Source organism: Klebsiella sp. GL120222-02 (assembly GCF_003097195.1).
Lineage (GTDB): Bacteria > Pseudomonadota > Gammaproteobacteria > Enterobacterales > Enterobacteriaceae > Klebsiella > Klebsiella variicola.
In genome coordinates, this window is the sequence record NZ_QEQO01000002.1 from 514,480 (window position 1) to 540,875 (window position 26,396).

A 26,396-nucleotide genomic window follows, 5' to 3' on the forward strand; every position below is an offset into this window, starting at 1 on the left:
GGTCGGTCAGGCTCCGTACCTGCGGCGGTGCCGGATGGCGGCATAAATGCCTTATCCGACCTACAGGCTCACACCACCCAGGCCCACGTGCCAACACCGCGCTAATGTGGCTTACACCGGCGTTACCCTGGCCTCCTTCGCCTCGCGCGTCCCGCGATGAAGCAGCGCGTGCAGCAGGATCGCCCCGAAGGTGGCCGTGCCAATCCCGCCCAGCGTAAAGCCGCCCAGCGACAGCGCGAAATCCCCTGCGCCCAGCACCAGGGTGACAGACACCATGATCAGATTGCTGTTCTGACTGAGGTCGACCCGGTTTTGCACCCAGATCCGCGCCCCGGCGACGGCAATTAAGCCAAACACCACGATCGAGGCGCCGCCGATCACCGGCCCGGGAATGGTGTGGATTAATGCGCCAAACTTCGGCGAGAAGCCGAGCAGCATGGCAATCAGCGCCGCGGCGACAAAGACCAGCGTCGAATAGACCTTGGTTACCGCCATGACGCCAATGTTCTCCGCATAGGTCGTGACCCCGCTGCCGCCCACCGAGCCGGAGAGCATGGTCGCCAGCCCGTCGCCGACGAAGGCGCGCCCCATGTACGGGTCCATATTGCGCCCGGTCATCCCGGCGACGGCCTTCAGGTGCCCGAGGTTCTCGGCTACCAGGATCACCGCGACCGGCGCAATCAACATCATCGCCTGACCGTTAAAGGATGGGGTGGTAAAGTGCGGCAGCCCGAACCACGCCGCTTGGGCGAGGGGGGAGAAGTCCAGCGGCTTGCCAAGGCCAAAGCCGTTAGCCAGCAGGGCGTACAGTGCGCAGGCGACGATCAGGCCGACCAGGATCAGCAGACGCTGCAGCATCCCGCGGGTAAATACCGCGACTATGCCGATGCAGAGCACGGTCAACACCGCCATCCAGCTGTCGAAGGCGCTGGCGGACACGCTGCGCACGGCAATCGGCGCCAGGTTCAGGCCGATTGCCATCACCACCGCGCCGGTCACCACCGGCGGCATCAGGCGCTCGATCCAGCGGGTGCCGATCTTCATCACCACCAGACCAATCAGGGTGTAAACCAGCCCGCAGGCGATGATCCCGCCAAGGGCGACGCTCAGATGAGGGTTCAGCCCCTGGCCGTTAAAGCCGGTAATGGCGATCACCACCCCGACAAAAGCGGCGCTGGAGCCGAGATAGCTCGGCACCCGTCCGCCGGTGACGACAAAGAACAGCAGAGTGCCGACGCCCGACATCAGAATCGACAGGTTGGGGTCGAGCCCCATCAACAACGGCATCAGCACCGTCGCACCGAACATCGCAACGGCGTGCTGCACGCCCATCACCAGCGTTTGTCCGGCCGACAAGCGTTCATCGGGGGCGACAACGCCGGACTCAGCGGCCGGGGAGGTCAACTTCCAGCGAGGAAAATCGAAGAGTGCCATGATGATATCCCGGGTTAAAGGTTAACAAGCGGGTCGCATAAGCGTGTGATAACCGCGGTCAAACCACATCAGTCCCCGGGGCTCCGGGTGACGGGTAATGGCCACGACGTGACAAAACAGGATGTCGTGCGTCCCGACGCTGACGCGCTGGTCGATGCGGCAGTCGAAGCTGACCAGCGCCGCCTCCAGCCGCGGACAGCCGGTGGCGCCGGTCTGCCAGTCGGCGGCGGCAAAGCGCTCGTCCATTGCCGTTTTACCGCCAAACAGCGTCGACAGGGCCTCCTGTCCGGCCGCCAGGGTATTGACGCACAGCGTGTGGTGTTCGCTGAACACCGGCCACACCGAGGCCGAGCGGTTCAGGCAGACCAGCAGGGTCGGCGGCGTGTCGGTAACGCTGCAGACCGCGCTGGCGGTGAACCCCGCCCGGCCCGCCGGGCCATCGGTGGTAATAATGTTAACCGCGGCGCCGACGTGGGCCATGGCGTCACGAAAACTCGCTTTGTCCGCTAACTCCATCGCAAACTCCTTATGCCAGCAGGCAGGCTTCATCAAAGGACAGACGCGGCAGGCGACCATACAGCTTGCCGGGGTCGCCATAGCCGATATTTACCAGCAGGTTGCTTTTCCAGCCGTTGTCGGCGAAAAACGCCGCGTCGACTTTTTCCCGGTCAAAACCGGACATCGGCCCGGTGTCGAGGCCCAGCGCGCGGCAGGCGAAAATCAGGTACGCCGCCTGCAGCGAGCTGTTGCGAAACGCGGTCTCTTCCGCCAGCTGCGGGCTGGAGGTAAACCAGCTGCGGGCGTCACCGTGGGGAAACAGGGTCGGCAGCCGATCGTAGAAGGCGCTATCCCATGCCACGATGGCGGTCACCGGCGCCTGCATGGTTTTCTGCAGATTGCCGCTGGAGAGCGTTGGGCGGAGTTTCTCTTTGCCTTCCGCGCTGCGCACGAACACGATGCGCGCCGGCGAACAGTTGGCGGAGGTAGGCCCCATTTTCATCAGGTCCCAGATGGCCTGCAGTTGCGCGTCGCTCACCGGTTTATCCAGCCAGCCGTTATGGGTCCGGGCCTGGGTAAACAGCATCTCGCAGGCCGTGTGGTTTATCGCGTCGTTCATCGGATCTCCCTGGCGACCGGCAGCATAGCGGCCAGCCCGTCGCATAAAATGGTATTAAACGTATCGGCGTCGGTGACGTTACAGGCATGGCCGCCCCACGGCATCTCCACACGCTGGCTGCCGGGGATCGCCGCCTGCAGCACGCGGGAGCAGGAGGCCGGGACCAGCAGGTCGTCAGCGGCGCTGACAATCAGCGTCGGGCAGGCGATGGCCGCAGCACGGCGTGAAAAATCAGCCTGCTTCAGGGCCTGCAGCCGCTTCAGCAGATTCTCCTTGCCCTGAAAATGGCTGATGGCAAGCGCATCTTCCGCTTCGAGGCGCGGCAGGCGCGCGGCCATCCATTCCGCCGGGTAGAGAAACAGCGGTTGCGCTTCAACCCACGCCTGCGCGCCGCCGGCATGCAGCAGACGCTCGCGCACCAGGAAGCAGCGGCGGGTGTGTGGCGACAGCGTCAGCCAGCCGTTGACCAGCACCAGGGCGCTCACCGCCTCGGGGCGATCGAGCGCCAGCTGCAGGCCAATCAGCGCCCCCAGGGCGTGGCCCACCAGCGCAAAGCGGGTGATCCCCGCCGCCTGCAGGGCGCTGAGCAGCTCCTGGGCCATCGTCGCCATGCTGTAGTCGGCGGGCAGCGGGCCGGCGTTTTCCCCGGTCCCGTTATGGTCATAACTCACCAGCTGATACTGTGCCTCCAGCGCCGCGCGCTGCGCCAGCCAGTAGCCGCCGCCGCCGCCCAGACCGGCGCTGAGGACCACCACCGGCGCGCCGGGCCATGGGGCTGGAGCAATATTGAGCCTCATCATGTCGGGGTGCCGATATGGGCGACGCTGGCGATTTCCACCAGCGCATCAGGCTTCACCAGTCCGCACTGAATGCAGAAGCGGGCCGGTTTATCGCCGGGGAAGAACTCGGCGTAGACCTCGTTAATCGCGGCGTAATTTGTCCAGTCGGTGATAAAGATGCTGTTGAAAGTCACATCCGCCATACTCCCGCCCGCCGTTTCGATAACGCTCTTGATGGTCTCCAGCACGTGGCGGGTTTGCGCCTTTGGGTCGCCGATGTGCACCACATTGTTTTGCTTATCAAACGGAAGGGTGCCCGAGACGTAGACCACCCCGTCGGCGAGCGTTCCCGGAACAAAGGGGGCAATCGGCGTGGTGGTGCCTGGCGGAATAATCACCTGTTTAGGCATAACGTTTCTCCTTGGCTAAAGACAGCGGGGTGGCGGGGGACAGCGCGTGGCAGAAGCTCTCGACGTCGCTGACCCAGCCGAAAAAGGTTTCAATATTGAACAGCGCCGCCTGCTGGGCGAAGGCCGGGCCGGCCTGATGGGTGGCATCCTCCAGCACGATGCCGAAGTATTCGAGAAAGAAGCCATCGCGCAGCGTCGATTCGACGCAGACGTTGGTAGCGATCCCGGTGAACACCAGGTGGCGTATGCCGCGGCTGCGTAAAATGCTGTCGAGCGGGGTGTTAAAGAAGCCGCTGTAACGCGGTTTCGGCAACACGATATCGCCTTCCTGCGGCGTCAGCTCATCCACCAGCTGATAATCCCAGCCGCCTTTCGCCAGCAGCTTGCCCTGCAGCTCCGGACGCTGACGCATCGTTTTCAGCGCGTTGGATTTGTGATAGTTCGGCGAGCCCGGGCCGCCAGCTTCAACATACTGGTCATCCCAGCCATTCTGGAACCAGATAATCAGCATGCCCGCGGCGCGGGCGGCGGCGACGGCGGTATTAATATTGTCGATAACCGGCCGGGTGGCGGAGACGTCAAAGCCGGCGAGATCCAGATAACCGCCCTGACTGGCGTAGGCATTCTGCATATCGACCACAATCAGCGCGCTCTGCTGCGGCGCGAAGGTCAGGGATTCCGGGCGAGCGGGAAGGGTAATCATCAGGCCACCTCACGGGTAACAGGAGCAATGTGGTCCCGGCAGCGCATCAGCGGCTGAATGCGTTCGCCAAAGGCGTCGATGCCGGCAAGAAAATCATCAAAGGTCAGCAGCACGCCGTCGGTGCCGGGCACGCTCGCCACTTCATCGAGCATCCGCGCGACGCTGGCATACGATCCGACAAGGGTGCCCATGTTAATGTTGACCGCCGAGGTGGGGTCGGCCATCTGGCGCACGTTGGTATCGCTGCCGGAGCGGGTGTCTTTCTGACTCTGCTCGGTGAGCCACGCCAGCGCTTCTTCATCGGCGCCCGCTTTGTAATGTTCCCATTTGGCGCGCGCCGCCTCGTCGGTTTCGTCGGCGATCACCATAAACAGCACATAGGACCCCACGTCGCGGCCGGTTTTTTCCGCCGCCTGCATCATGCGTGCGGCGGTTGGGGCAAAGGCCGTTGGCGTGTTGACTCCTTTGCCAAAGCAGAAGTTGTAGTCCGCGTGCTGGGCGGAGAAGGCCATACCGGCATCGCTCTGCCCGGCGCAGATCACCTTCATCGGCTGCGAAGGGCGCGGGCTGACCCGGCAGTCGTTCATGGTGAAGTAATCACCTTTGAAATCGCTGCGCCCGGTGCCCCACAGGTCACGGAGCACCTGAACGTATTCGGTGAGATAGTCATAGCGGCTGGCGAAATAGTCATCTCCCGGCCACATGCCCATCTGGTCATATTCCGGTTTTTGCCAGCCGGTCACCAGATTGACGCCAAACCGGCCGCCGGAGATGGAGTCGATAGTGGAGGCCATTCGGGCGACAATCGCCGGCGGCAGCGTCAGGGTGGCGGCGGTGGCGTAGATCTGGATCTTCGAGGTCACCGCGGCCAGGCCGGCCATCAGGGTGAAGGACTCCAGGTTGTGATCCCAGAATTCAGTTTTCCCGCCGAAGCCGCGCAGCTTGATCATGGAGAGCGCGAAGTCGAAATGGTAGTGCTCGGCCTTCTGCACGATAGCCTTATTCAGTTCGAAGGTCGGCATATACTGCGGGGCATGGGTGGAGATCAGCCAGCCGTTGTTGCCAATGGGAACGAAAACACCAATTTTCATACCTACCTCTCTGCAGTCATGGAAGATGGAGTTGCGGTGGTGCGGCATCCTGCCTCTCCCTGGACCACCTCGCAGAAAAGGTAAAGCAAAGGCAATGCCAGTTTTATAAATGCTAATGTTATTAATGTGTTGCTATTGGGTTGCCAAAAATGACGATAAAAAAGTGGACTGGATGGTCAAAATCAGTGCACGAAAAAACGGCAGTCATGCGCAATCAGGGTGCATGGGGTCGTGTCGGCGAAGGGCTTTTGCTATGCTGGTGGCATCAACTGAAGGAGAGGATGTATGGCACAGGGCGCGGTGAAGAAAAGCGGCAAACGTTCACAAGCGGTCAGCGCCAAAAAGGAGGCCATCCTGGCCGCCGCGCTGGAGGCATTTTCGCAATTTGGTATTCACGGTACGCGACTGGAGCAGGTGGCTGAGCGCGCCGGGGTATCGAAAACCAATCTGCTCTATTACTACCCTTCGAAAGAGGCGCTGTATGTGGCTGTCCTGCAGCAGATCCTCGCCATCTGGCTGGCGCCGCTGAAGGCGTTTCGCGAGGATATCAGCCCGCTGGTGGCGATCCGCGAATATATTCGCCTGAAGCTGGAGGTGTCCCGCGATCACCCCCAGGCCTCGAAGCTTTTCTGCCTCGAGATGCTGCAGGGGGCGCCGCTGCTGATGGGCGAACTGACCGGGGACCTGAAAGCGCTGGTCGATGAGAAATCGGCGATTGTCTCCGGCTGGATCGACCGCGGCAAGCTGGCGCCGGTCGATCCGCAGCATTTAATCTTTATGATCTGGGCCACCACCCAGCATTACGCCGACTTCGCCACCCAGGTGGAGGCGGTCACCGGCGCCACGCTGCAGGATGCGGCCTTTTTTGAACAAACGGTCGATAATGTCCAGCGGATGATTATCGAAGGCATTCGCGTCCGTTAATTGGCCGGCGGCAGCGGGCAGCTTTGATCGCCATCCTCGCACTGCAGCAGCGAGGCGAGGAAAGACTCCCGCTCCACGCTCTTATCGGTCATGCACTGGCTTACCAGCATCGGCTGCATGCTGCCGCCTTCGGCGCCGGACGCGAGAAAGGCGCAATCGGCGTCGCGCAGGGCGATCCATGCCTGCTGCGCCTGCTTCAGTAATGTTTGTTGCTTACCCACCGCCCGCTGCAGGGCCTGCTGCCAGGTGTCATTCAGCTTTTTGTCGGCCGCCTGATACTGCGCGGCCGCGCACTGATTCATTTCGGTTTGGGTATTGGCGTTGCTGCACTCGTCCGCCAGCGCCGCGCCGCTGGCCAGCAGGGCCATCACGGCAAATAACTTGCGTTTCATTGTTCTGCTCCCATAAAAAAGGCTCCCGTCCGGGAGCCTTAATTAAACACAGCTGACGTCGGCTGTCATTAGCTGATCACAGCGCCGATTTCCCGGATGGCGGCGCACAGCGCCTTATCCGGGCTACTCTTTGGCGGTGTTATGTAGCCCCGGTAAGCGCAGCGCCACCGGGGGCGCCTGTTTTAGCCGATGGTCATCAGGCTGGCGTTACCGCCTGCCGCCGCGGTGTTAACGCTCAGCGAGCGCTCAATATACAGCCGCTCCAGCAGCAGGTTGGTTTCGCCGCGGGCGAAGCCCTGCACGGAGACTATCGCCCCGTCGCGCGCCGCCACCTGCTCGCACAGCTCGCGCAGCTGGTCGGAATCGCCGTGGTAGATAACCGCGTCGAAGGCCTGGTCAGGTAACTGCTCCGCTTTGGCAAAGCGAATGCGCTCGCTGACCTCCCGCGGCAGCTTCTTCGCCAGATCGCGCTGCAGGGCGCTGTCCGGCCACAGTACTTCACAGCCGACCGCCAGCACAGCCGCCAGCTGGATCAGCGCATCCTGTTCGTTATCCGCGACGCACAGCACACGGTCGCGCGGCATCAGCGTCAGGGTGTTGCGCTCGCCGGTTGGCCCCGGCAGCAGGCGTTGGGTGCCGCTTTGCGCCTGCTCGCTGTACTGCTGGCACAGCGCCTGCAGCTCAGGACGGCCCGCCGCCCACTGCTGCAGCGCCTGCAGCGGTTTTTCCAGCAGCGTTTTCAGCTGGGCGTCCAGCGGGCGCTCCGCATCCTGGCGGGCGAAGGTCACGCCAACCGCGTCCTGCGGACGGCTGGAGAGCAGACGGTACAGATACAGCGGACCGCCGGCTTTCGGACCGGTACCGGACAACCCTTCGCCGCCGAACGGCTGCACGCCGACCACCGCGCCAACCATATTGCGGTTGACGTACAGGTTGCCCACCTTCGCGCTGCCGGTGACCTGGGCGATGGTCTCGTCGATGCGGGTATGCACGCCGAGCGTCAGGCCGTAGCCAGAGGCGTTAATCTGCTCCACCAGTTTGTCCAGCTCGTTACGGTTATAGCGCACCACGTGCAGCACCGGGCCGAAGACCTCTTTTTTCAGCTCGTCGAAGCTATCGAGTTCGATAAGCGTCGGCGGCACAAAGGTCCCGTGGCGCCATTCGCTTGCGTCTTCGCTATTCTCGCGCACCGCCTGGTAGACGGTGCGTCCTTTGGCGCGCATCGCCTGAATATGGCGTTCAATATTCTCTTTCGCTTCCGCATCGATAACCGGGCCGATATCGGTGGTCAGCCGGCCCGGATTGCCCATCCGGCACTCGCTCATGGCGCCGCGCAGCATGGTCAACGTATGGTCGGCGACCTCTTCCTGCAGGCAGAGGACGCGCAGGGCGGAGCAGCGCTGGCCGGCGCTGTCGAACGCGGAAGCCAGGACGTCGATCACCACCTGCTCGGTCAGCGCCGACGAGTCGACGATCATCGCGTTCATCCCACCGGTTTCAGCGATCAGCGGCGTCGGGCGACCCTGGGGGTCGAGGCGGCTGGCAATATTACGCTGCAGCAGCGTCGCCACTTCGGTGGAGCCGGTGAACATCACGCCGCGTACGCGCTCATCGGAGGTTAGCGCGGCGCCCACGGTCTCCCCGCGGCCCGGCAGCAGTTGAATAACGCCCGGCGGCACGCCGGCCTCCAGCAGAATCGCCACGCCCTGGGCGGCGATAAGCGGCGTCTGCTCGGCTGGTTTCGCCAGCACGCTGTTGCCGGCCGCCAGCGCGGCGGCAATCTGGCCGGTGAAGATCGCCAGCGGGAAGTTCCACGGGCTGATACAGACCACCGGGCCCAGCGGGCGGTGGGTTTCATTATCGAAATCGTCGCGCACCTGGCCGGCATAATAGTGCAGGAAGTCGACGGCTTCGCGTACTTCGGCGATGGCGTTGCTGAAGGTTTTACCCGCCTCGCGCACCAGGATCCCCATCAGGGTCGGCATCTGGCTTTCCATCAGCACCGCGGCGCGCTCAAGAATGGCGGCGCGCTCCTGCGGCGGGGTGGCAAACCAGATCGGCGCATTGTTGATAGCGCTGGTCAGCGCCTGCTGCACTTCGGCGTCGCTGGCTTCGCGGACGTAGCCGACGATATCTTTCGGCTCTGCCGGGTTAACCACCGGCTGCATTTCGCCTTCGGCCACCGGCTGCTCCAGCATCGGTAATGCCTGCCATTTATGCAGGGCGCTGTTGAGCAGGGAAGAGGAGAGGGAGGCCAGACGGTGCTCGTTCGCCAGATCGAGACCGGCGGAGTTGCTGCGGCCGCTGCCGTAGAGATCGCGCGGCAGCGGGATTTTCGGATGCGGCAGGCCGGCCTGGCCTTCCTGCTGCGCCAGTTTTTCTACCGCGCTGACCGGGTCGGCCACCAGCTCGTCCAGCGGCAGGGTATTGTCCGCGATACGGTTGACGAAAGAGGTATTGGCGCCGTTTTCCAGCAGACGGCGCACCAGATACGCCAGCAGCGTTTCGTGGGTGCCCACCGGGGCGTAGATCCGGCACGGCCGGTTCAGTTTGCCGTCGGCGACTTTGCCCACCACCTGCTCGTACAGCGGTTCGCCCATGCCGTGCAGGCACTGGAACTCATACTGGCCCGGGTAGTAGTTCTGGCCCGCCAGCTGGTAGATAGCCGCCAGGGTATGGGCGTTGTGGGTGGCGAACTGCGGGTAAATCAGGTTCGGCACCGCCAGCAGCTTTTTCGCGCAGGCAAGGTAGGAGACGTCGGTATAGACCTTGCGAGTGTAGACCGGATAGCCTTCGAGGCCTTCCATCTGCGCGCGTTTGATTTCGCTATCCCAGTAGGCGCCTTTCACCAGACGGATCATCAGGCGACGGCGGCTGCGGGTGGCGAGGTCAATCAGGTAATCAATAACAAACGGACAGCGCTTCTGGTAGGCCTGAATAACAAAGCCGATGCCGTTCCAGCCGGCCAGCTCTGGCTCGAAACAGAGTTTTTCCAGCAGATCGAGGGAGATCTCCAGGCGATCGGCCTCTTCGGCGTCGATGTTGATGCCGATATCGTACTGGCGCGCCAGCAGGGTCAGCGATTTCAGACGCGGGTAAAGCTCTTCCATCACCCGGTCATACTGCGCGCGGCTGTAGCGCGGGTGCAGCGCGGAGAGCTTAATGGAGATGCCCGGCCCTTCATAAATGCCGCGGCCGTTGGAGGCTTTGCCGATGGCGTGGATCGCCTGCTGATAAGAGACCATATAGGCCTGAGCGTCGGCGGCGGTCAGCGCCGCTTCGCCGAGCATATCGTAGGAGTAGCGGAACCCTTTTTCTTCCAGCTTGCGGGCGTTAGCCAGCGCTTCGGCGATGGTTTCGCCGGTGACGAACTGCTCGCCCATCAGGCGCATCGCCATATCCACGCCCTTGCGGATCAGCGGTTCGCCGCTCTTACCGATGATGCGGTTCAGGGAGCGGGAGAGGCTGGTCTCGTTATGGGTCGACACCAGTTTCCCGGTAAACAGCAGCCCCCAGGTGGCGGCGTTGACGAACAACGACGGGCTGCGGCCGATGTGCGACTGCCAGTTGCCGTTGCTGATTTTGTCGCGGATCAGCGCATCGCGGGTGGCTTTATCCGGAATACGCAGCAGGGCTTCCGCCAGGCACATCAGCGCCACCCCTTCCTGTGAGGAGAGGGAGAACTCCTGCAGCAGACTCTGCACCATGCCGGCGCGGCCGCTGGCGGTCTTCTGGTTGCGCAGTTTTTCCGCCAGCTGATACGCCAGCTTGTGCGCCTGTTCGCCCAGCGACTGCGGCAGTCGGGCCTGTTCCAGCAGCATCGGCACCGCGTCGGTTTCCGGGCGACGCCAGGCGGCGGTGATCGCTGCGCGGCTCACCGACTGCGGCAGGATCTGCTCGGCAAATTCGAGGAACGGTTGATACGGCTCTTCCGCCGGTGAACCCGCTTCATCGCTTTCATTGGCGGCGCCGTTCAGAAGCGCCGGCAGCTCAGGCAGCGTCTCATCGTTTTCCAGCTTTTCCAGATAATTGAAGATGGCCTGTTTAATCAGCCAGTGCGGCGTGCGGTCAATACGGCTCGCGGCGGACTTAATGCGCTCGCGAGTTGCGTCGTCAAGCTTAACACCCATGGTGGTGGTGCCCATGCTCAAAACTCCTGTCATTTATCGTTAGGCTTATGCGGTTGCATGGAAATATCCACTATGTTGCAACTTTGTGCAACCTTGTTAATTGTGGCTTGTGACGCAAGCCGTGAAATGGCGGATTTGTTAAAAATAATGCCTAAAATAGCAGAATTTTAACCCCGTGCTCATAGGGTATTTGTATGCGTGAGTTAACACTTTTGTTTGGTGCAACCTTTAAAAACGTGAGAGAGTGCAACCTCTAAAAAAATGACGTTTTGCGCTGTCGGGTTTTCGTGTAAATGCTGTGTTAAATCATTTGTGAAAAACCGAAGCTTCCGTCAGGATACGGTCGCCCAATTAAACAACGCACCATTACCCCGTTCCGGTAGTGGAAAAAAACGACGAAGCGGGATGCTGTCGATAAAAATTCTGGAGACTTTGCATGGCTATTAGCACACCGATGCTGGTGACATTTATTGTTTATATTTTTGGTATGGTTTTAATAGGGTTTATAGCCTGGCGTTCGACCAAAAACTTTGATGATTATATTCTCGGGGGGCGGAGTCTGGGGCCATTTGTGACCGCGCTTTCCGCCGGCGCCTCGGATATGAGCGGCTGGCTGCTGATGGGCCTGCCGGGCGCCATTTTTCTCTCCGGGATTTCCGAAAGCTGGATTGCCATTGGCTTAACGCTGGGGGCGTGGATTAACTGGAAGCTGGTAGCCGGGCGCCTGCGCGTGCATACCGAGGTGAATAATAACGCCCTGACGCTGCCCGATTATTTTACCGGCCGTTTTGAAGATAAAAGCCGGGTGCTGAGAATTATTTCAGCGCTGGTTATTCTGCTGTTCTTTACCATCTATTGTGCATCGGGAATTGTGGCGGGGGCGCGTCTGTTTGAAAGCACCTTCGGCATGAGTTATGAAACCGCACTGTGGGCCGGGGCGGCGGCGACGATTATCTATACCTTCGTCGGCGGTTTCCTCGCCGTCAGCTGGACCGACACCGTGCAGGCCAGCCTGATGATTTTTGCCCTGATCCTCACCCCGGTGATCGTGATTATTTCCGTCGGCGGCTTTGGGGATTCGCTGGAAGTCATTAAGCAAAAGAGCATCGAAAATATCGACATGCTCAAGGGGCTGAACTTCGTGGCGATTATTTCGCTGATGGGCTGGGGGCTGGGCTATTTCGGTCAGCCGCATATTCTGGCGCGCTTTATGGCGGCGGATTCGCACCACAGCATCGTCCACGCGCGTCGCATCAGTATGACCTGGATGATCTTGTGCCTGGCGGGCGCGGTGGCGGTCGGCTTCTTTGGTATCGCCTACTTCAATAACAACCCGAGCCTGGCGGGCGCGGTTAATCAGAATGCCGAGCGCGTGTTTATCGAACTGGCGCAAATCCTGTTTAACCCGTGGATTGCCGGGATCCTGTTGTCGGCGATTCTGGCGGCGGTGATGTCCACCCTGAGCTGTCAGTTGCTGGTCTGCTCCAGCGCAATCACCGAAGATTTGTATAAAGCCTTCCTGCGTAAAAACGCCGGCCAGAAAGAGCTGGTGTGGGTGGGCCGTATGATGGTGCTGGTGGTTGCCCTGGTGGCGATTGCCCTGGCGGCCAATCCGGAAAACCGCGTGCTGGGACTGGTGAGCTACGCCTGGGCTGGCTTCGGCGCCGCCTTTGGTCCGGTGGTGCTGTTCTCGGTGATGTGGTCGCGCATGACCCGTAACGGCGCGCTGGCCGGGATGGTGATTGGCGCCCTGACCGTGATCGTCTGGAAGCAGTTTGGCTGGCTGGGCCTGTATGAAATTATTCCGGGCTTTATCTTCGGTAGCCTGGGGATTGTGGTCTTTAGCCTGCTGGATAAAGCGCCGTCGGCCAGCATGCAGCAGCGCTTCGCCGAAGCGGATGCCCATTATCATACGCCGCCGCCGGTACGCGCCACGGCTGAGTAAGGTCATCTGACGCTCACGAGCCCGCCGTTGGCGGGCTTTTTTTTGCCTGTTGCCGGGCCGGAATATTATAACCCTTGCTAATTATTTGAAAATCCGCTGATATTTCCTGACTAATAACAATGAGGATAGCAAAGATGACGTTCAGACAGGGTGCAATGGCGCTGGTGCTGGCAGGGTTACTCAGCGGCTGCGTGGCGGGTGGAAGTTCGTCGACCCGCGCGCCGAAGCCCGGCGCCTGCCCGGCGGATCGGTCCATGGTGCAAACCACGCTTTATTTCGGCCTGAGCCGCCCGGCGGGGAAAGACATCACTGCTGAAGAGTGGCAACAGTTTGTCGACCGCGACGTCACGCCGCGCTTTCGCGATGGGCTGACGGTGTTTGATGCCCGCGGCCAGTGGCTTGGCCAGAATGGTCAGGTGGTGCGGGAGCAGAGTAAGGCGCTGATGGTGATCCATGGCAACGATGCGCAGAGCGAGGCCGGTATTGAAGCCCTGCGCCAGGGCTATAAATCACGCTTCGCGCAGGAGTCGGTGATGCGTGTCGACCAGCCGGTCTGCGTGCAGTTCTGAGTAAACGGCGGGGGCAGCCCCGCCGTTTGTCTTACAGCACCAGCCCGGCGAAGCTGGCGGAAAGCAGGCTCACCAGCGTGGCGCTATACACCAGCCGCAGGCCGAAGCGGGAGACGATATTGCCCTGCGGTTCATTCAGGCCTTTGATCGCCCCGGCGATAATGCCGATCGAGGCAAAGTTGGCAAACGACACCAGGAAGACCGAGAGAATGCCGAGCCCGCGCGGCGTCATGCTGGCGGCAATCTTTTGCAGCTCAATCATCGCCACAAATTCGTTAGCGACCAGTTTGGTGGCCATGATGCTGCCGGCGTTCAGCGCATCGCTCAGCGGGATACCGATAAGCCAGGCCAGCGGATAGAAGACGTAGCCGAGGATCTGCTGGAAGCTGAGACCAAACAGGGTAGCGAACAGCGCGTTAATGGCGCTGATCAGGGCGATAAAGCCGATCAGCATCGCCAGAATAATCATCGCCACTTTAAAGCCGGCCAGAATATATTCCCCGAGCATTTCAAAGAAACTCTGCGATTCGTGCAGCTTCTCGAGTTTTATTTCCTGCTCGCTGTCCGGCCGCGTCGGGTTAATCACCGACAGCACGATAAAGGTGCTGAACATATTCAGGATCAGCGCCGCGACGACATATTTGGCATCCAGCATGGTCATATAGGCGCCGACAATCGACAGCGATACGGTCGACATGGCCGTCGCCGCCATGGTGAACAGACGCCGTGAGGAGAGGTCGCCCAGCACGCCTTTGTAGGCGATGAAGTTCTCCGACTGGCCGAGGATCAGCGAGCTGACGGCGTTGAACGATTCCAGCTTACCCATGCCGTTTACCTTCGACAGCAGGGTGCCGATGACACGAATGAAAATCGGCAGGATCCGCCAGTGCTGAAGAATACCAATCAGCGCGGAAATAAACACAATCGGACACAGGACGCCCAGGAAAATAAAGGCTAACCCTTTTTCGCTCATGCCGCCAAAGACGAAATTGGTCCCTTCAGCGGCAAAGCCTAACAGTGAAGCAAAAAAGCCGGAGATATTTTTCACCAGCCACAGGCCGCTTTCTGCGTGCAGGAAAAAGAAGGCGAGCGCTATTTCGATAATAATCAACTGGAGAATGTAACGAATACGAATATTTTGTCTGTCGTAGCTGACAAGCCAGGCCAGGGCGAGGATCACCACCAGCGCCAGCAGGAAATGAAAAAATGCAGTCATGTTGTTCTTTTCGCAGGTCAATAAGGCCGCCATTTAGCCATAGCCGCCGCCACGGGTAAATATCTGGCGTAAAAAATCCTTTGCTTATTCTTTTCCCTCATAACAGGCGAATATTTTCGTAAGTCATTATTTGCCAGCGATTTATTTACAGATAGTCATCATTCTCTAAACATTTCGCTTGTGTTTCTGAGTATTGTAATGATAATCACTATCATAAATATTACCTGTTTTTGCATTCGTTGACGGTGCTTTACATTTAAGGGTATTGGCATGTTTGTCCCATTTCTCATTATGTTACGCGAAGGCCTTGAGGCGGCGCTGATTGTCAGCCTGATCGCCAGCTATCTGAAACGCACCCAGCGCGGCAACTGGATTGGCGTGATGTGGATTGGCGTGATCCTCGCGGCGGCGCTGTGTCTTGGCTTAGGCATTTTTATCAACGAAACCACCGGGGAATTTCCTCAGCGCGAACAGGAGTTGTTCGAGGGGATCGTCGCGGTCATCGCGGTAGTGATCCTGACGTGGATGGTCTTCTGGATGCGCAATGTCTCGCGCAACGTTAAACAGCAACTGGAGCAGGCCGTGGACAAGGCGCTGCAGCGCGGTAATCACCATGGCTGGGCGCTGGTGATGATGGTCTTTTTCGCCGTTGCTCGTGAGGGGCTGGAGTCGGTCTTCTTTCTGCTGGCGGCATTCCAGCAGGATGTCGGCATCTGGCCGCCGCTGGGGGCGCTGCTGGGCCTGGCCACGGCAATCGTGCTGGGCTTCCTGCTCTACTGGGGCGGTATCCGCCTTAACCTCGGCGTGTTCTTCAAATGGACCAGCCTGTTTATTCTGCTGGTGGCCGCTGGCCTGGCCGCGGGTGCGATCCGCGCCTTCCACGAGGCTGGCCTGTGGAACCTGTTCCAGGATACGGCCTTCGATCTGAGCAACGTGCTGTCGACGCATACGCTGTTCGGCACACTGCTTGAAGGGATCTTCGGCTACCAGGAGACCCCGAGCGTTAGCGAAGTGGCGGTCTATCTGCTTTATCTGATCCCGGCGCTGGTGCTGTTTGCCCTGCCGCCGCGGAATAATACCACTGCCTCGCGGGCTGCCTGACCGGGCGCTGCGAGCTTATAAGCGACACTCTACTTACCGAAAGGGATGATCATGATGATTCATTTTCGCCGTAATGCGCTGCGGGCGACCGTGGCCGCGCTGCTCAGCTCTGCATTGGGTGCTCAGGCTGCGGATATCCCGCAGGTCAAAGTCACCGTCAACGACAAGCAGTGCGAGCCGATGCAGGTGACCGTTAAAGCGGGTAAAACCCAGTTTATTATTCAGAACCATAGCCAGAAAGCGCTGGAGTGGGAAATTCTGAAAGGGGTCATGGTGGTGGAAGAGCGTGAGAACATCGCGCCGGGCTTTACCCAAAAGCTCACCGCTAACCTGCAGCCAGGCGAATATGATATGACCTGCGGCCTGCTCACCAACCCGAAAGGGAAACTGATTGTCACCGGCGAAGCAACCAAAGACGCGGCGAAAGCGGATGCGGTGTTGAGCCTCGGCGACGCGATCACCGCTTATAAGGCCTATGTGACGGCGGAAACCGCGCAGCTGGTCAGCGGCACCAAAGCCTTTACCGACGCGGTGAAAGCGGGCGATATCGAAAAAGCGAAAGCGCTGTACGCCCCGACGCGCCAGCATTACGAGCGCATTGAGCCGATTGCCGAGCTGTTCTCTGACCTTGACGGCAGCATCGACGCCCGCGAAGACGACTTCGAGAAAAAAGCGGAAGATCCGAAATTCACCGGTTTCCACCGTCTGGAAAAGGCGCTGTTTGGCGATAACAGCGTCAAGGGCATGGGAAAATATGCCGATCAGCTGAACAGCGATGTGCTGGAGCTGCAAAAACGCATCAGCGAGCTGGCGTTCCCGCCGTCAAAAGTGGTGGGCGGGGCGGCAGGATTAATTGAGGAAGTCGCAGCCAGCAAGATCAGCGGCGAAGAAGATCGTTACAGCCACACCGACCTGTGGGACTTCCAGGCCAACATTGACGGCGCACAGAAAATCGTCGACCTGCTGCGTCCGCAGCTGCAAAAAGAGAACAGCGCGCTGCTGGCGAAAGTGGACGCCAACTTTAAGAAAGTGGACAGCATCCTCAGCAAATATCGCACCACAGACGGTTTCGAGACCTACGATAAGCTGACCACCGCTGACCGTAATGCGCTGAAAGGGCCGATCACCACCCTGGCGGAAGATCTGGCTCAGCTGCGCGGGATCCTGGGTCTGGACTAAGTCGATGGCACAACAGAAACCACACGACGTGAACGAGCCGTCACGTCGTCGCTTACTGAAAGGGATCGGCGCGCTTGGCGGCGCGCTGGCCATCACCGGCGGCTGCCCGGTGGCGCATGCGGCAAAAGCAGAAAGTTCCCCCGGGACGCTCACACCCGACGCCCGTCAGGAAAAACAGCCCTTCTACGGCCCGCATCAGGCGGGCATCCTGACGCCGCAGCAGGCTTCGATGATGCTGGTGGCGTTCGATGTGCTGGCGTCAGATAAAGCTGACCTCGAGCGTCTGTTTCGGCTGCTGACCCAGCGTATCGCCTTTTTAACCCAGGGCGGCCCGGCGCCGGATACGCCGAATCCCCGGCTGCCGCCGATGGATTCCGGCATCTTAGGGGCGTGGATTGCACCGGATAACCTGACCATGACCGTCTCGGTTGGCCATTCACTGTTTGATGAGCGTTTTGGCCTGGCGGATAAAGCGCCGAAAAAACTGCAGCCGATGACCCGCTTCCCCAACGATTCACTGGATGCCGCCCTGTGCCATGGCGACCTGCTGCTGCAGATCTGCGCCAATACTCAGGATACGGTGATCCACGCCCTGCGCGATGTCATCAAACATACGCCGGATCTGCTGAGCGTGCGCTGGAAGCGGGAAGGGTTTATCTCCGACAGCGCGGCGCGCAGTAAAGGCAAAGAGACCCCGATCAACCTGCTGGGATTCAAGGACGGCACCGCTAACCCGCCGAGCCACGACAGCGCGCTGATGGATAAAGTCGTGTGGGTGACAGCCGATCAGGACGAGCCGGCCTGGACCGTGGGCGGCAGCTATCAGGCGGCGCGAATTATCCAGTTTCACGTGGAGTTCTGGGATCGGACGCCGCTCAAGGAGCAGCAGACGATCTTTGGCCGCGACAAGCACAGCGGTGCGCCGCTGGGGATGAAAAACGAACACGATACCCCGGATTACAGTAAAGATCCTGGCGGCGAAGTCATTGCGCTGGATAGCCATATTCGTCTGGCCAATCCTCGCACGCCGGAAACCCAGTCCAGCCTGATGATGCGCCGCGGCTACAGCTATTCGCTGGGTGTCACTAACGCCGGACAACTGGATATGGGGCTGTTATTCGTTTGCTATCAGCACGATCTGGAAAAGGGTTTTCTGACGGTGCAGAAACGGCTTAACGGCGAGGCGCTGGAGGAGTACGTCAAACCCATCGGCGGGGGCTACTTCTTTGTTTTACCCGGCGTAGTGGATGATAAGCACTATCTGGGAGAGTCGCTGCTGCAGGCCTGATACCGACCCTGTCCGTGAGGGCAGGGCGTTTTCTGCTGTTTTTCTCTTTTTTATTATATTTCCTGCCATGTGTTATATTTCTGTAATACAAATGACCGATAGTCTCCTACACTTGCTTAAGAACTATTTGTTGCGTCATTGTGAAAAATAAGTTGCATTAAGAATCTTTTTTGATGTACTTATTACATACGCGGTAGTTCCCGGCAGTGTGACGTTTCACTATGGAGATCGCGAATGGTAAGGTCCCGTACCGGACAACGTAAAACCACAGACCGTACTCTTCAGCACGGAAGCCCCGCTTCCGGCAGCGATTTTCTTACTCTTTCTCCCTCCGCTTCGAATTATTACCACCTTGGCAGGGTACGCGGTGCGCGTAGCCGCGACTCGTTGTCAGTTCTACCGGCAAGCAATGGCTTACAAGGAAGCCAAACCTCAATCGTTCGTGCGCATAGTCGCGTCGATGTTGACGCGTGTGATGTAAACCTACAACGCAAGGTGCTATCCATGGGAAGACAAAAAGCAGTGATCAAAGCTCGTCGTGAAGCAAAACGTGTGCTGAGACGGGATTCACGTAGCCATAAACAGCGTGAAGAAGAATCGGTCACATCGCTTGTGCAAATGAGTGGCGTAGAAGCAATTGGCATGGCGCGGGACAGCCGTGATACTTCCCCAATTGAGGCGCGCAATGAAGCTCAGGCGCATTATCTGAATGCCATCGACAATAAACAGCTGATTTTCGCCACCGGCGAAGCCGGATGCGGCAAGACCTGGATCAGTGCGGCGAAGGCAGCTGAAGCACTGATCCATAAGGATGTGGACAGAATTATTGTTACCCGTCCCGTTCTGCAGGCCGATGAAGATCTTGGCTTCTTACCGGGAGATATCGCCGAGAAGTTCGCGCCCTATTTCCGACCGGTTTACGACGTGCTGGTGAAAAGGTTGGGGGCTTCCTTTATGCAGTACTGCCTGCGTCCGGAAATCGGCAAGGTGGAAATCGCGCCGTTCGCCTATATGCGCGGACGTACCTTTGAAAATGCGGTGGTGATTCTGGACGAGGCCCAGAACGTGACCGCTGCGCAAATGAAGATGTTTTTAACCCGCCTCGGGGAGAACGTGACGGTCATCGTCAATGGCGATATCACCCAGTGCGATTTGCCCTCTGGTGTGAGATCTGGCCTGAGTGATGCGCTGGCGCGTTTTGAGGAAGACGAGATGATCGGCATCGTGCGTTTCACCACCGATGACTGCGTGCGCTCGGCTCTCTGCCAGCGGACGCTGAAAGCCTATTATTAATCGTCATACTGTGAGCAAGGCCCGGGCTAGCCCGGGCTTTGTTGTTTTTGGGCATCCTCCCGGCGGCGCTGCGCTTAGCCGGGCTACCTGGCGGGTAGGGTCTGGTAGCCCGGGAGAGGCATTGCTGCCGACCCCGGGGATGTCTGCGGTGCCACAAGCGAAAAAAAGCCCGTACTTTCGTACGAGCTCTTCTTAAAATATGGCGGTGAGGGGGGGATTGACTCGCTTCGCTCGCCGTTACTCGGCCCATCCATGGGCCTCGCCCCTGCGGGGCCAACGCAGGCGTTGTTCAAAAACGCTCCCGGCGTTTTTGTCGGGGCAGCCCGCTCGCAGGCTCGCGGTCTGTCCAACTGGCGTTGCCAGTTGTCGAACCCCGGTCGGGGGTTCTCATCCCCCCCGGCAGGTGCTACATGCGAAAAAAAAGCCCGTACTTGCGTACGAGCTCTTCTTAAAATATGGCGGTGAGGGGGGGATTCGAACCCCCGATACGTTGCCGTATACACACTTTCCAGGCGTGCTCCTTCAGCCACTCGGACACCTCACCATATTGTCTTGCTGCTCACCTTGGGTGGGCAACGGGGCGTTACTATAGGGAGTTGCGTTAAAACGGTCAAGCATATTTTCTTCTTTCTCTACCGTTCGCTCACGCAATGAACAACACCCCGCTGCGGTACAGCGGGGCGGGGTTTTAGCGCTGAGAATCCAGCTGTTCGTTATTCTTCACCACGTCCTGCGCTTTGCTGTAGCTTTCGATCAGCAGCTGGTAGGCCGGGAAGACTTTGGTGTACACCTCCGCCCATTCTGCGGCGTCCGGGCGATTCCAGGTGCGCTGCAGCTCAGAGGCGACGGCGGCGGTATCCATCGGCACTACGCCAGCCTGTACCACGCGAGCCAGGGTAATTTCCTGCGCCATTTTGCTGTAGGTGCCGGAAGCGTCAATCACGGCAAACACTTTATACCCATCGGCGACAGCGGCAATCGCCGGGAAGGCCATGCAGACACTGGTGATAGTCCCGGCGATAATCAGCGTCTTACGACCGGTCGCTTTCACCGCGGCGACGAATTCCGGGTTATCCCAGGCGTTAATCTCGCCTTTACGGGCGATGTATTTCGCATGCGGCGCGTTTTCATGAATCTCCGAGATCAGCGGACCGTTCGGCCCCTGTGGCACGGAGGCGGTGGTGATCACCGGGATCCCGGCAAGCGACGCCATCTTGGCCAGCGCGGCGGCGCGAGCGCGCAGCTCTGGCATCGGCATATCGCCGACGGTCTGGAACAGGCCGCTCTGGTGGTCAATCAACAGCATGGCGGTATCGTTAACATCAATCACCGGACGAGCACCGTTAAAGTTAGCGGGAGTAGACATAGTATTCACCTCAATCAGTTAGATTTGGCCAAAACGGCCGCTGTTAAAATCGCGAACGGCTTCTGCGATCTGCGTTTTGTTATTCATGACAAAGGGGCCATAGCCCACAATCGGCTCCTGCAGCGGTTCGCCGGCCATCAGCAGAACTTTTGCCTGGGCGGTCGCCTCCAGATGCAGGGCGTCTCCTGTCTGGCTCAGGACGGCGAGCTGACCTTCGCGGGCGGACTCGGAACCGTTGATGATCACTTCCCCTTCCAGCACCACCAGCGCGGTACTCCAGCCTTCCGGCTGGCGCAGCGTGAGGTCGCGCCCCTGATTCAGCTGCAGATCCCACACGTTAAGTGGTGAGAAGGTATGGGCCGGGCCGCTGACGTCGTCATACTGGCCGGCAATAACCCGAACCTGTCCGGCGCCATTCGCCAGCGCGACGGTGGGGATCGTCCCGGCGGTAATGCTCTGATAGCCGGGGGCCGTCATTTTGTCTTTGGCGGGCAGGTTGACCCACAGCTGGATCATCTTCAGCTCGCCGCCGCTGCGGGTGAAGGCCTCCGAGTGGAACTCTTCGTGCAGGATCCCGGCGCCCGCCGTCATCCACTGCACGTCGCCCGGGCCAATCACCCCGCCGCGTCCGGTGGAGTCACGATGCTCTACTTCACCGGCGTAGACGATGGTGACGGTTTCGAATCCGCGATGCGGATGCTCACCGACGCCGCGTTTATCGCTGCCCGCCGGGAAGGTGTACGGCCCGGCATAGTCGAGCAGTAAGAAGGGGCTCAGCTGCTGGCCGTGCGTCTGATAAGAAAACATCGAACGAACCGGGAAGCCGTCGCCTACCCAATGCTGCGCAGGCGCGGTGTAGACTCCTGTAATCTGTTTCATGGCTTTCTCCTGTGTATCGGTATCTGATGTGAATAAGCTTATATCCGGGACGACGTATGCGATAGTGAGCAAAAATGACCTATACTGTTCCAAAAATGGAACAATGGAGGAAGGATGCAGGATCTCAATGACTTCGCCTGGTTTGTCCAGGTGGTAGACCATGGCGGTTTCGCCGCGGCGGGGCGAGCGCTTGACCAGCCGAAATCCAAGCTCAGCCGCCGCATTGCGCAACTCGAGGAGCGGCTGGGCGTGCGTTTGATCCAGCGAACCACCCGTCAGTTCGCGGTCACCGAGGTCGGGCAGACCTTTTATCAGCATTGCAAAGCGATGCTGATAGAGGCCGAGGCGGCGCAGCAGGCGGTCGAGACGCTGCGCGCCGAGCCGCGCGGTAGCGTCAGGATCACGTGTCCGGTCACCTTGCTGCATGTCCATATTGGACCGATGCTGGCGCGATTTATGGCGCGCTATCCCGGGGTAACGCTGCACCTTGAGGCGACCAACCGCCGGGTGGATGTGGTCGGGGAGGGGATTGATGTGGCGATCCGCGTCCGTCCCCGGCCCATCGAGGATAGCGATCTGGTGATGCGCGTGCTGGCGGACCGCGGGCACCGGCTGGTGGCCAGTCCTGATCTCATTTCCCGGCTCGGACGCCCGCAGGCGCCGTCCGAGCTGAGCGCCTGGCCGGGACTCAGCCTGGGAGCGAACAAGCATCAGCATAAATGGCAGCTTACCGGGCCCGGGGGGGCAAGGGCGGAGGTGTATTTCACGCCGCGAATGGTGACCACCGATATGCTGGCGCTGCGCGAGGCGGCGATGGCCGGCGTCGGCGTGGTGCAGCTTCCTTTATTAATGGTGCGCGATCAGCTGGCGTCAGGGGAATTAGAGGTGGTACTGGATGAGTGGCAGCCGCGGCGGGAAGTGATCCATGCAGTGTTTGCTTCACGGCGCGGGCTGCTGCCCTCCGTCAGGGCGCTGGTGGACTACCTCAGCGAAGAGTATCAGCGGATGGAGGAAGATTGATGGGTAGGCAGAGGTTTTTTGCCGGAACTCATATGTGAAAAGCGTCCGTACTTTTTCACGCACTCTTCGCAATCGCGTAGGCTCGTGAAAGATTGCTCACTGTGTGAGTCGTTTGCCGCTTGAGAGCGTTGGCTGTTATAAGCAACCTCTGGTTTTTTCGATACATCGTTTTACTATGACCGTCTGGTATTATTTAAGCAATTTTGCCATAACGTCAAAAAACATTGGCAGATCATCCTTGAATGAGAAGGTCGTGTTTATTGCCTGACGAGTGATTAAACCGTCAATAAGGGCAAAAATAATGATCGTGATTTCTTCAAGGTTAATATCACGGCGAAACTCTCCGGCAGCGATACCCTCCTGGATGAGCCGCGCGAAGCTTTTCCGCATGATGTCATCACTGGAGATATACGTTTTTCGCAGTTCTGGATTACGCGCAGACTCAGCCATGATTTCAACCCAAAGTTGATGCGTGATAGGGTAACCGATCTCGCTAATACAGGACGTGACTTGTGCACAAAGGCGATCAAAATAAGAGCCTGCATAGGTCGCATTATGGGCAGTCAGCGCGGAGTTCTGTTCTTCCAGTACAATAGCCTTAACAAGCTCATCCTTACTTTTGAAATACGTATACATTGCTCCTTGACTAATTCCTGCCCGGGTAGAGATTTCACGTACGCTTGTCGCACTAAAGCCTTTTTCCGCAAAGCAGGCAGCAGCAGCCGTAATCAACTTATGGTAGGTTTCGGTTTTTTTTAACATATCGGCATCTTGGTAAATTCGGTGTCCAGACTTTAACGCGCTTTTATGCAAGGAGCCAGAGCTAAACTCTGTCGTCTGGCTCCTGGATTTCGTCTTACTTTAGAAGGGGTAATTCACTGAGCATGTTCTTGAGATTCAGCATGTCCCAGGGCAAATGTTCAGCGATTGTCAGGCCAACGGGGACTGCTTTTGTCGTCGCTGCCGCTATCAGATTGAGTACATCCTCAATCGTCAGTTTGCCTTCAGCAACGTCGCCAAAATCGTGTTTTCCGCGCCCCGGTTTTGCAAAAAGAATGGAGCGGAACAGAGATGGGTCGAGTACGTCCAGATCGATATGGATCGCCAGATACGCAATCTTTTCTTTCGCTATCCACTCCAGGACTTCATCTGCACCGCTTTTAACCTGTTCAGGTGCTAGCGTCGTCATGTTATGGCGAGTGAGGTATTCAGCTTCATAAGGAAGTGGCGCGTGGATACCGGCAATCATTATTTTTGACGGATTAAGTTTGGTTTTTACATGGGCAACTAAATCGTTATCACCCGTACCCATTAGCGCACCAAGCACATGGGCATGCGCGTTTGGATATTGTTCAGCCGTCTGCACGTCAGGATGCGAGTCAATCCAGAGCACACCGAGTTTGTCTCCGAACTTATCGAGCAGGTGGGCGAAAGGCGCCAGCGAAACCAGGCAGTCTCCGCCTAAAATGACAATGCTATTGGGATCATGTTTTTCAATCAGTGCGGCAGCATTATTGAGTTGCCTGATGAGGGATGGCTTAGCCGTGATGCCATTAATCCCTGGCAATGGCTCTGTTGTTGGTAACTCAACAGGAACGATCTCAACGGGCCCTTTTGCTTCAGGAGAGAGAAACGAGAGGAGCTGCGAGCCAAGATAGTAGGGAGGATTGTTACCGCCTTGCCATTGAGGAAATATAAGTCGCAGTGTTTTGCTAGTCATTGGTACCTTCTGTGTTGTCATGCGATAAAATGAATGAGCGTTCATTCATTTTTACATTGAATTACGGTCGATACGCAAGTAACAAAGCACTTTTCGTTAATGCATAACGTACACCATCCGGAGCGATATGATTTTCGTTATGCCGGGTGGCTCAAAGCGGAAGAGGGGATAGTGTTGGCGAACATCTTCGCTGCGCTGTTAATCGTGTGAAGAAGAGTCTGGCTTTGACAATACTGCGTAATGTCTGTGGTCAGTTGTCGAACCCCGGTCGGGGGTTCTCATCCCCCTGGTGAGTGCCACATGCGAAAAAAAAAAGCCCGTACTTGCGTACGAGCTCTTCTTAAAATATGGCGGTGAGGGGGGGATTGACTCGCTTCGCTCGCCCCTGCGGGGCAGCCCGCTCGCGGGCTCGCGGTCTGTCCAACTGGCTGCGCCAGTTGTCGAACCCCGGTCGGGGGTTCTCATCCCCCTGGTGAGTGCCACATGCGAAAAAAAAGCCCGTACTTGCGTACGAGCTCTTCTTAAAATATGGCGGTGAGGGGGGGATTCGAACCCCCGATACGTTGCCGTATACACACTTTCCAGGCGTGCTCCTTCAGCCACTCGGACACCTCACCATATTGTCTTTCCCGTTGTTGTCGGGAACGGGCGCTAATGTAGGGAAATACGTATCGCCCGTCAATCAACTTTTTGCAAAAAAAGCGCGTTTAGACAAACTTCGAGCAACTTGCTCCTTAAACGTGCGAAATCCGTTTTTTTTGTCGCCAGTGCCTTTTCCCTTTTCGCTCGGGGGAAATTTGTTATGCTGGCAAACCAATAGAAAACAATGAGTAAAATAAGACGCCAGCGTCAATCGGCCAAAGGCGTCTGCTATCAGGAGCCCCTATGGAGATTATTTTTTACCATCAGACCTTTGATACCCCATTCTGGATCCGTGAGCTGGAAAAACAGTTACCCGGGGCGCGGGTGCGCGAGTGGAAAGCGGGTGACAACCAGCCGGCGGACTATGCCCTGGTCTGGCATCCGCCGGTAGAGATGCTGCAGGGCCGGGCGCTGAAGGCCGTGTTTGCCCTCGGGGCGGGGGTAGATTCTATTCTCAGCAAGCTGCGTGACCATCCGGATATGCTGCCGCTGTCGATCCCGCTGTTTCGCCTCGAAGATACCGGTATGGGACGGCAGATGCAGGAGTATGCCGTGAGCCAGGTGCTGCACTGGTTCCGCCGCTTTGATGACTATCAGGCGCTGAAGCTGGCTTCCCGCTGGCAGCCGCTGCCCGAGTATCGCGCCGACGAATTCACCGTCGGGATTATGGGCGCCGGCGTGTTGGGGGCGAAGGTTGCGGAAAGTCTGCAACCCTGGGGGTTCCCGCTTCGCGTCTGGAGCCGTAGCCGCAAATCCTGGCCACAAGTCCAGAGCTTCGCCGGTCAGGCCGAACTGGGCGAATTCCTGCAGGGCACTCGCGTGCTGATCAACCTGCTGCCGAATACCGCCGAAACCGCCGGTATTATTAACCAAACGCTGCTGGCGCAGTTGCCGGATGAGAGCTATGTCCTCAACCTTGCTCGCGGCGTGCATGTCGTTGAAGAGGATCTGCTGGCGGCGCTGAACAGCGGTAAGCTCAAAGGGGCGATGCTCGATGTCTTCAGTCGCGAACCGCTGCCGCAGGAGAGCCCGCTATGGGCACATCCGCGGGTGGCCATGACCCCCCATGTGGCGGCAGTGACCCGTCCAATGGAAGCTATCACCTACATTGCGGAGACCATTAGCCGGCTTGAGCGAGGGGAACCGGTAAGCGGTCAGGTTGACCGCCAGCGCGGTTATTAAGACGAGAGAACCCCGC

The 26,396-nt window shown here is 58.7% G+C and carries 23 protein-coding genes and 2 tRNA genes; 9 read left to right on the forward strand and 16 right to left on the reverse strand.

Features of this window, described 5'->3' with window-relative positions:
* Window positions 1-111: 111 nt before the first annotated feature.
* From rutG to rutA, 7 genes are read right to left on the reverse strand one after another with little or no spacing between them, the layout of a single operon-like run.
* Window positions 112-1,434 carry a pyrimidine utilization transport protein G gene (gene rutG, locus N438_RS07705; RefSeq protein WP_008805937.1) on the reverse strand — a complete coding sequence of 441 codons (1,323 nt, stop codon included), beginning with the start codon at window positions 1,432-1,434 and terminating at the stop codon, window positions 112-114.
* A 21-nt stretch (window positions 1,435-1,455) separates the two neighbouring features.
* Window positions 1,456-1,950 (reverse strand): NADH-dependent FMN reductase RutF, encoded by a 495-nt coding sequence (gene rutF, locus N438_RS07710; protein ID WP_012968592.1) that lies wholly within the window; start codon window positions 1,948-1,950, stop codon window positions 1,456-1,458.
* Window positions 1,951-1,960: 10 nt separating this feature from the next.
* Window positions 1,961-2,551, reverse strand: coding sequence for a malonic semialdehyde reductase (locus N438_RS07715; protein ID WP_023339872.1), 591 nt, complete (start codon window positions 2,549-2,551; stop codon window positions 1,961-1,963).
* Entirely contained in the window at window positions 2,548-3,351 is an 804-nt protein-coding gene (gene rutD / locus N438_RS07720) for a pyrimidine utilization protein D (protein ID WP_023339873.1), read from the reverse strand. Before rutD ends, N438_RS07715 begins: the two co-directional genes overlap by 4 nt.
* Window positions 3,348-3,740 (reverse strand): pyrimidine utilization protein C, encoded by a 393-nt coding sequence (rutC, locus tag N438_RS07725; protein WP_004204505.1) that lies wholly within the window; start codon window positions 3,738-3,740, stop codon window positions 3,348-3,350. The genes rutD and rutC overlap by 4 nt, the downstream gene beginning before the upstream one ends.
* Window positions 3,733-4,443 carry a pyrimidine utilization protein B gene (gene rutB / locus N438_RS07730; protein ID WP_008805941.1) on the reverse strand — a complete coding sequence of 237 codons (711 nt, stop codon included), beginning with the start codon at window positions 4,441-4,443 and terminating at the stop codon, window positions 3,733-3,735. The genes rutC and rutB overlap by 8 nt, the downstream gene beginning before the upstream one ends.
* On the reverse strand, window positions 4,443-5,534 hold the full coding sequence (rutA, locus tag N438_RS07735) for a pyrimidine utilization protein A (protein ID WP_004204507.1): 1,092 nt from the start codon (window positions 5,532-5,534) through the stop codon (window positions 4,443-4,445). The genes rutB and rutA overlap by 1 nt, the downstream gene beginning before the upstream one ends.
* Window positions 5,535-5,819: 285 nt before the next feature.
* On the opposite strand from rutA, the gene rutR reads away from it, so the two are divergent.
* Window positions 5,820-6,458, forward strand: coding sequence for an HTH-type transcriptional regulator RutR (rutR, locus tag N438_RS07740; RefSeq protein WP_002898883.1), 639 nt, complete (start codon window positions 5,820-5,822; stop codon window positions 6,456-6,458).
* Here the strand turns inward: rutR and N438_RS07745 are convergent.
* Together N438_RS07745 and putA are read right to left on the reverse strand one after the other, a co-directional pair.
* Window positions 6,455-6,850 (reverse strand): lysozyme inhibitor LprI family protein, encoded by a 396-nt coding sequence (locus tag N438_RS07745; RefSeq protein ID WP_072125329.1) that lies wholly within the window; start codon window positions 6,848-6,850, stop codon window positions 6,455-6,457. The two genes, rutR and N438_RS07745, sit on opposite strands and share 4 nt — an antisense overlap.
* Window positions 6,851-7,032: 182 nt before the next feature.
* Window positions 7,033-10,995 carry a trifunctional transcriptional regulator/proline dehydrogenase/L-glutamate gamma-semialdehyde dehydrogenase gene (gene putA / locus N438_RS07750; RefSeq protein WP_110220574.1) on the reverse strand — a complete coding sequence of 1,321 codons (3,963 nt, stop codon included), beginning with the start codon at window positions 10,993-10,995 and terminating at the stop codon, window positions 7,033-7,035.
* A 421-nt stretch (window positions 10,996-11,416) separates the two neighbouring features.
* Between putA and putP the strand changes: the two genes are divergently transcribed.
* On the forward strand, window positions 11,417-12,925 hold the full coding sequence (gene putP / locus N438_RS07755) for a sodium/proline symporter PutP (protein WP_008805945.1): 1,509 nt from the start codon (window positions 11,417-11,419) through the stop codon (window positions 12,923-12,925).
* 134 nt (window positions 12,926-13,059) lie between these two features.
* Entirely contained in the window at window positions 13,060-13,494 is a 435-nt protein-coding gene (locus tag N438_RS07760; protein ID WP_008805946.1) for a DUF3574 domain-containing protein, read from the forward strand.
* 31 nt (window positions 13,495-13,525) lie between these two features.
* Here N438_RS07760 and N438_RS07765 read toward each other — a convergent pair whose 3' ends face one another.
* On the reverse strand, window positions 13,526-14,710 hold the full coding sequence (locus tag N438_RS07765) for a nucleoside transporter C-terminal domain-containing protein (protein WP_012968585.1): 1,185 nt from the start codon (window positions 14,708-14,710) through the stop codon (window positions 13,526-13,528).
* 270 nt (window positions 14,711-14,980) lie between these two features.
* On the opposite strand from N438_RS07765, the gene efeU reads away from it, so the two are divergent.
* From efeU to phoH, 4 genes are all read left to right on the forward strand, one after another.
* Window positions 14,981-15,811 carry an iron uptake transporter permease EfeU gene (efeU, locus tag N438_RS07770; protein ID WP_008805948.1) on the forward strand — a complete coding sequence of 277 codons (831 nt, stop codon included), beginning with the start codon at window positions 14,981-14,983 and terminating at the stop codon, window positions 15,809-15,811.
* A 51-nt stretch (window positions 15,812-15,862) separates the two neighbouring features.
* Window positions 15,863-16,990 carry an iron uptake system protein EfeO gene (efeO, locus tag N438_RS07775; RefSeq protein WP_080928804.1) on the forward strand — a complete coding sequence of 376 codons (1,128 nt, stop codon included), beginning with the start codon at window positions 15,863-15,865 and terminating at the stop codon, window positions 16,988-16,990.
* 4 nt (window positions 16,991-16,994) lie between these two features.
* Window positions 16,995-18,278 (forward strand): iron uptake transporter deferrochelatase/peroxidase subunit, encoded by a 1,284-nt coding sequence (gene efeB / locus N438_RS07780; protein ID WP_040975248.1) that lies wholly within the window; start codon window positions 16,995-16,997, stop codon window positions 18,276-18,278.
* A gap of 504 nt (window positions 18,279-18,782) precedes the next feature.
* Window positions 18,783-19,571 (forward strand): phosphate starvation-inducible protein PhoH, encoded by a 789-nt coding sequence (gene phoH, locus N438_RS07785; RefSeq protein ID WP_002898923.1) that lies wholly within the window; start codon window positions 18,783-18,785, stop codon window positions 19,569-19,571.
* Between the two features lie 456 nt (window positions 19,572-20,027).
* On the opposite strand, the gene N438_RS07795 is transcribed toward phoH, so the two are convergent.
* The 3 genes from N438_RS07795 to N438_RS07805 all read right to left on the reverse strand — a co-directional run bounded on the left by N438_RS07795 (window position 20,028) and on the right by N438_RS07805 (window position 21,816).
* Window positions 20,028-20,115, reverse strand: a tRNA-Ser gene (locus tag N438_RS07795).
* Window positions 20,116-20,259: 144 nt separating this feature from the next.
* On the reverse strand, window positions 20,260-20,937 hold the full coding sequence (locus tag N438_RS07800; protein ID WP_086070753.1) for an isochorismatase family protein: 678 nt from the start codon (window positions 20,935-20,937) through the stop codon (window positions 20,260-20,262).
* A gap of 18 nt (window positions 20,938-20,955) precedes the next feature.
* Window positions 20,956-21,816, reverse strand: a complete 861-nt coding sequence (locus N438_RS07805; protein ID WP_008805952.1) for a pirin family protein — start codon at window positions 21,814-21,816, stop codon at window positions 20,956-20,958.
* A 114-nt stretch (window positions 21,817-21,930) separates the two neighbouring features.
* Here N438_RS07805 and N438_RS07810 point away from each other — a divergent pair, with 114 nt between their 5' ends.
* Window positions 21,931-22,836: a LysR family transcriptional regulator gene (locus N438_RS07810; protein WP_004141420.1), complete on the forward strand. Its 906-nt coding sequence runs from the start codon at window positions 21,931-21,933 to the stop codon at window positions 22,834-22,836.
* A 189-nt stretch (window positions 22,837-23,025) separates the two neighbouring features.
* On the opposite strand, the gene N438_RS07815 is transcribed toward N438_RS07810, so the two are convergent.
* From N438_RS07815 to N438_RS07825, 3 genes are all read right to left on the reverse strand, one after another.
* Window positions 23,026-23,598: a TetR/AcrR family transcriptional regulator gene (locus N438_RS07815; RefSeq protein ID WP_086070752.1), complete on the reverse strand. Its 573-nt coding sequence runs from the start codon at window positions 23,596-23,598 to the stop codon at window positions 23,026-23,028.
* Window positions 23,599-23,692: 94 nt separating this feature from the next.
* Window positions 23,693-24,556, reverse strand: coding sequence for an arginase family protein (locus N438_RS07820; protein WP_032735182.1), 864 nt, complete (start codon window positions 24,554-24,556; stop codon window positions 23,693-23,695).
* 529 nt (window positions 24,557-25,085) lie between these two features.
* Window positions 25,086-25,173, reverse strand: a tRNA-Ser gene (locus tag N438_RS07825).
* 268 nt (window positions 25,174-25,441) lie between these two features.
* Between N438_RS07825 and ghrA the strand changes: the two genes are divergently transcribed.
* Window positions 25,442-26,380: a glyoxylate/hydroxypyruvate reductase GhrA gene (ghrA, locus tag N438_RS07830; RefSeq protein ID WP_008805955.1), complete on the forward strand. Its 939-nt coding sequence runs from the start codon at window positions 25,442-25,444 to the stop codon at window positions 26,378-26,380.
* The last annotated feature ends 16 nt before the right edge of the window (window positions 26,381-26,396 follow it).

What these genes read in the sequence shown, in the direction of transcription:
- rutG (WP_008805937.1), bottom strand. Translation starts at nt 1,434, where the DNA reads ATGGCACTCTTCGATTTTCCTCGCTGGAAGTTGACCTCCCCGGCCGCT.
- rutF (WP_012968592.1), bottom strand. Translation starts at nt 1,950, where the DNA reads ATGGAGTTAGCGGACAAAGCGAGTTTTCGTGACGCCATGGCCCACGTC.
- N438_RS07715 (WP_023339872.1), bottom strand. Translation starts at nt 2,551, where the DNA reads ATGAACGACGCGATAAACCACACGGCCTGCGAGATGCTGTTTACCCAG.
- rutD (WP_023339873.1), bottom strand. Translation starts at nt 3,351, where the DNA reads ATGATGAGGCTCAATATTGCTCCAGCCCCATGGCCCGGCGCGCCGGTG.
- rutC (WP_004204505.1), bottom strand. Translation starts at nt 3,740, where the DNA reads ATGCCTAAACAGGTGATTATTCCGCCAGGCACCACCACGCCGATTGCC.
- rutB (WP_008805941.1), bottom strand. Translation starts at nt 4,443, where the DNA reads ATGATTACCCTTCCCGCTCGCCCGGAATCCCTGACCTTCGCGCCGCAG.
- rutA (WP_004204507.1), bottom strand. Translation starts at nt 5,534, where the DNA reads ATGAAAATTGGTGTTTTCGTTCCCATTGGCAACAACGGCTGGCTGATC.
- rutR (WP_002898883.1), top strand. Translation starts at nt 5,820, where the DNA reads ATGGCACAGGGCGCGGTGAAGAAAAGCGGCAAACGTTCACAAGCGGTC.
- N438_RS07745 (WP_072125329.1), bottom strand. Translation starts at nt 6,850, where the DNA reads ATGAAACGCAAGTTATTTGCCGTGATGGCCCTGCTGGCCAGCGGCGCG.
- putA (WP_110220574.1), bottom strand. Translation starts at nt 10,995, where the DNA reads ATGGGCACCACCACCATGGGTGTTAAGCTTGACGACGCAACTCGCGAG.
- putP (WP_008805945.1), top strand. Translation starts at nt 11,417, where the DNA reads ATGGCTATTAGCACACCGATGCTGGTGACATTTATTGTTTATATTTTT.
- N438_RS07760 (WP_008805946.1), top strand. Translation starts at nt 13,060, where the DNA reads ATGACGTTCAGACAGGGTGCAATGGCGCTGGTGCTGGCAGGGTTACTC.
- N438_RS07765 (WP_012968585.1), bottom strand. Translation starts at nt 14,710, where the DNA reads ATGACTGCATTTTTTCATTTCCTGCTGGCGCTGGTGGTGATCCTCGCC.
- efeU (WP_008805948.1), top strand. Translation starts at nt 14,981, where the DNA reads ATGTTTGTCCCATTTCTCATTATGTTACGCGAAGGCCTTGAGGCGGCG.
- efeO (WP_080928804.1), top strand. Translation starts at nt 15,863, where the DNA reads ATGATGATTCATTTTCGCCGTAATGCGCTGCGGGCGACCGTGGCCGCG.
- efeB (WP_040975248.1), top strand. Translation starts at nt 16,995, where the DNA reads ATGGCACAACAGAAACCACACGACGTGAACGAGCCGTCACGTCGTCGC.
- phoH (WP_002898923.1), top strand. Translation starts at nt 18,783, where the DNA reads ATGGGAAGACAAAAAGCAGTGATCAAAGCTCGTCGTGAAGCAAAACGT.
- N438_RS07800 (WP_086070753.1), bottom strand. Translation starts at nt 20,937, where the DNA reads ATGTCTACTCCCGCTAACTTTAACGGTGCTCGTCCGGTGATTGATGTT.
- N438_RS07805 (WP_008805952.1), bottom strand. Translation starts at nt 21,816, where the DNA reads ATGAAACAGATTACAGGAGTCTACACCGCGCCTGCGCAGCATTGGGTA.
- N438_RS07810 (WP_004141420.1), top strand. Translation starts at nt 21,931, where the DNA reads ATGCAGGATCTCAATGACTTCGCCTGGTTTGTCCAGGTGGTAGACCAT.
- N438_RS07815 (WP_086070752.1), bottom strand. Translation starts at nt 23,598, where the DNA reads ATGTTAAAAAAAACCGAAACCTACCATAAGTTGATTACGGCTGCTGCT.
- N438_RS07820 (WP_032735182.1), bottom strand. Translation starts at nt 24,556, where the DNA reads ATGACTAGCAAAACACTGCGACTTATATTTCCTCAATGGCAAGGCGGT.
- ghrA (WP_008805955.1), top strand. Translation starts at nt 25,442, where the DNA reads ATGGAGATTATTTTTTACCATCAGACCTTTGATACCCCATTCTGGATC.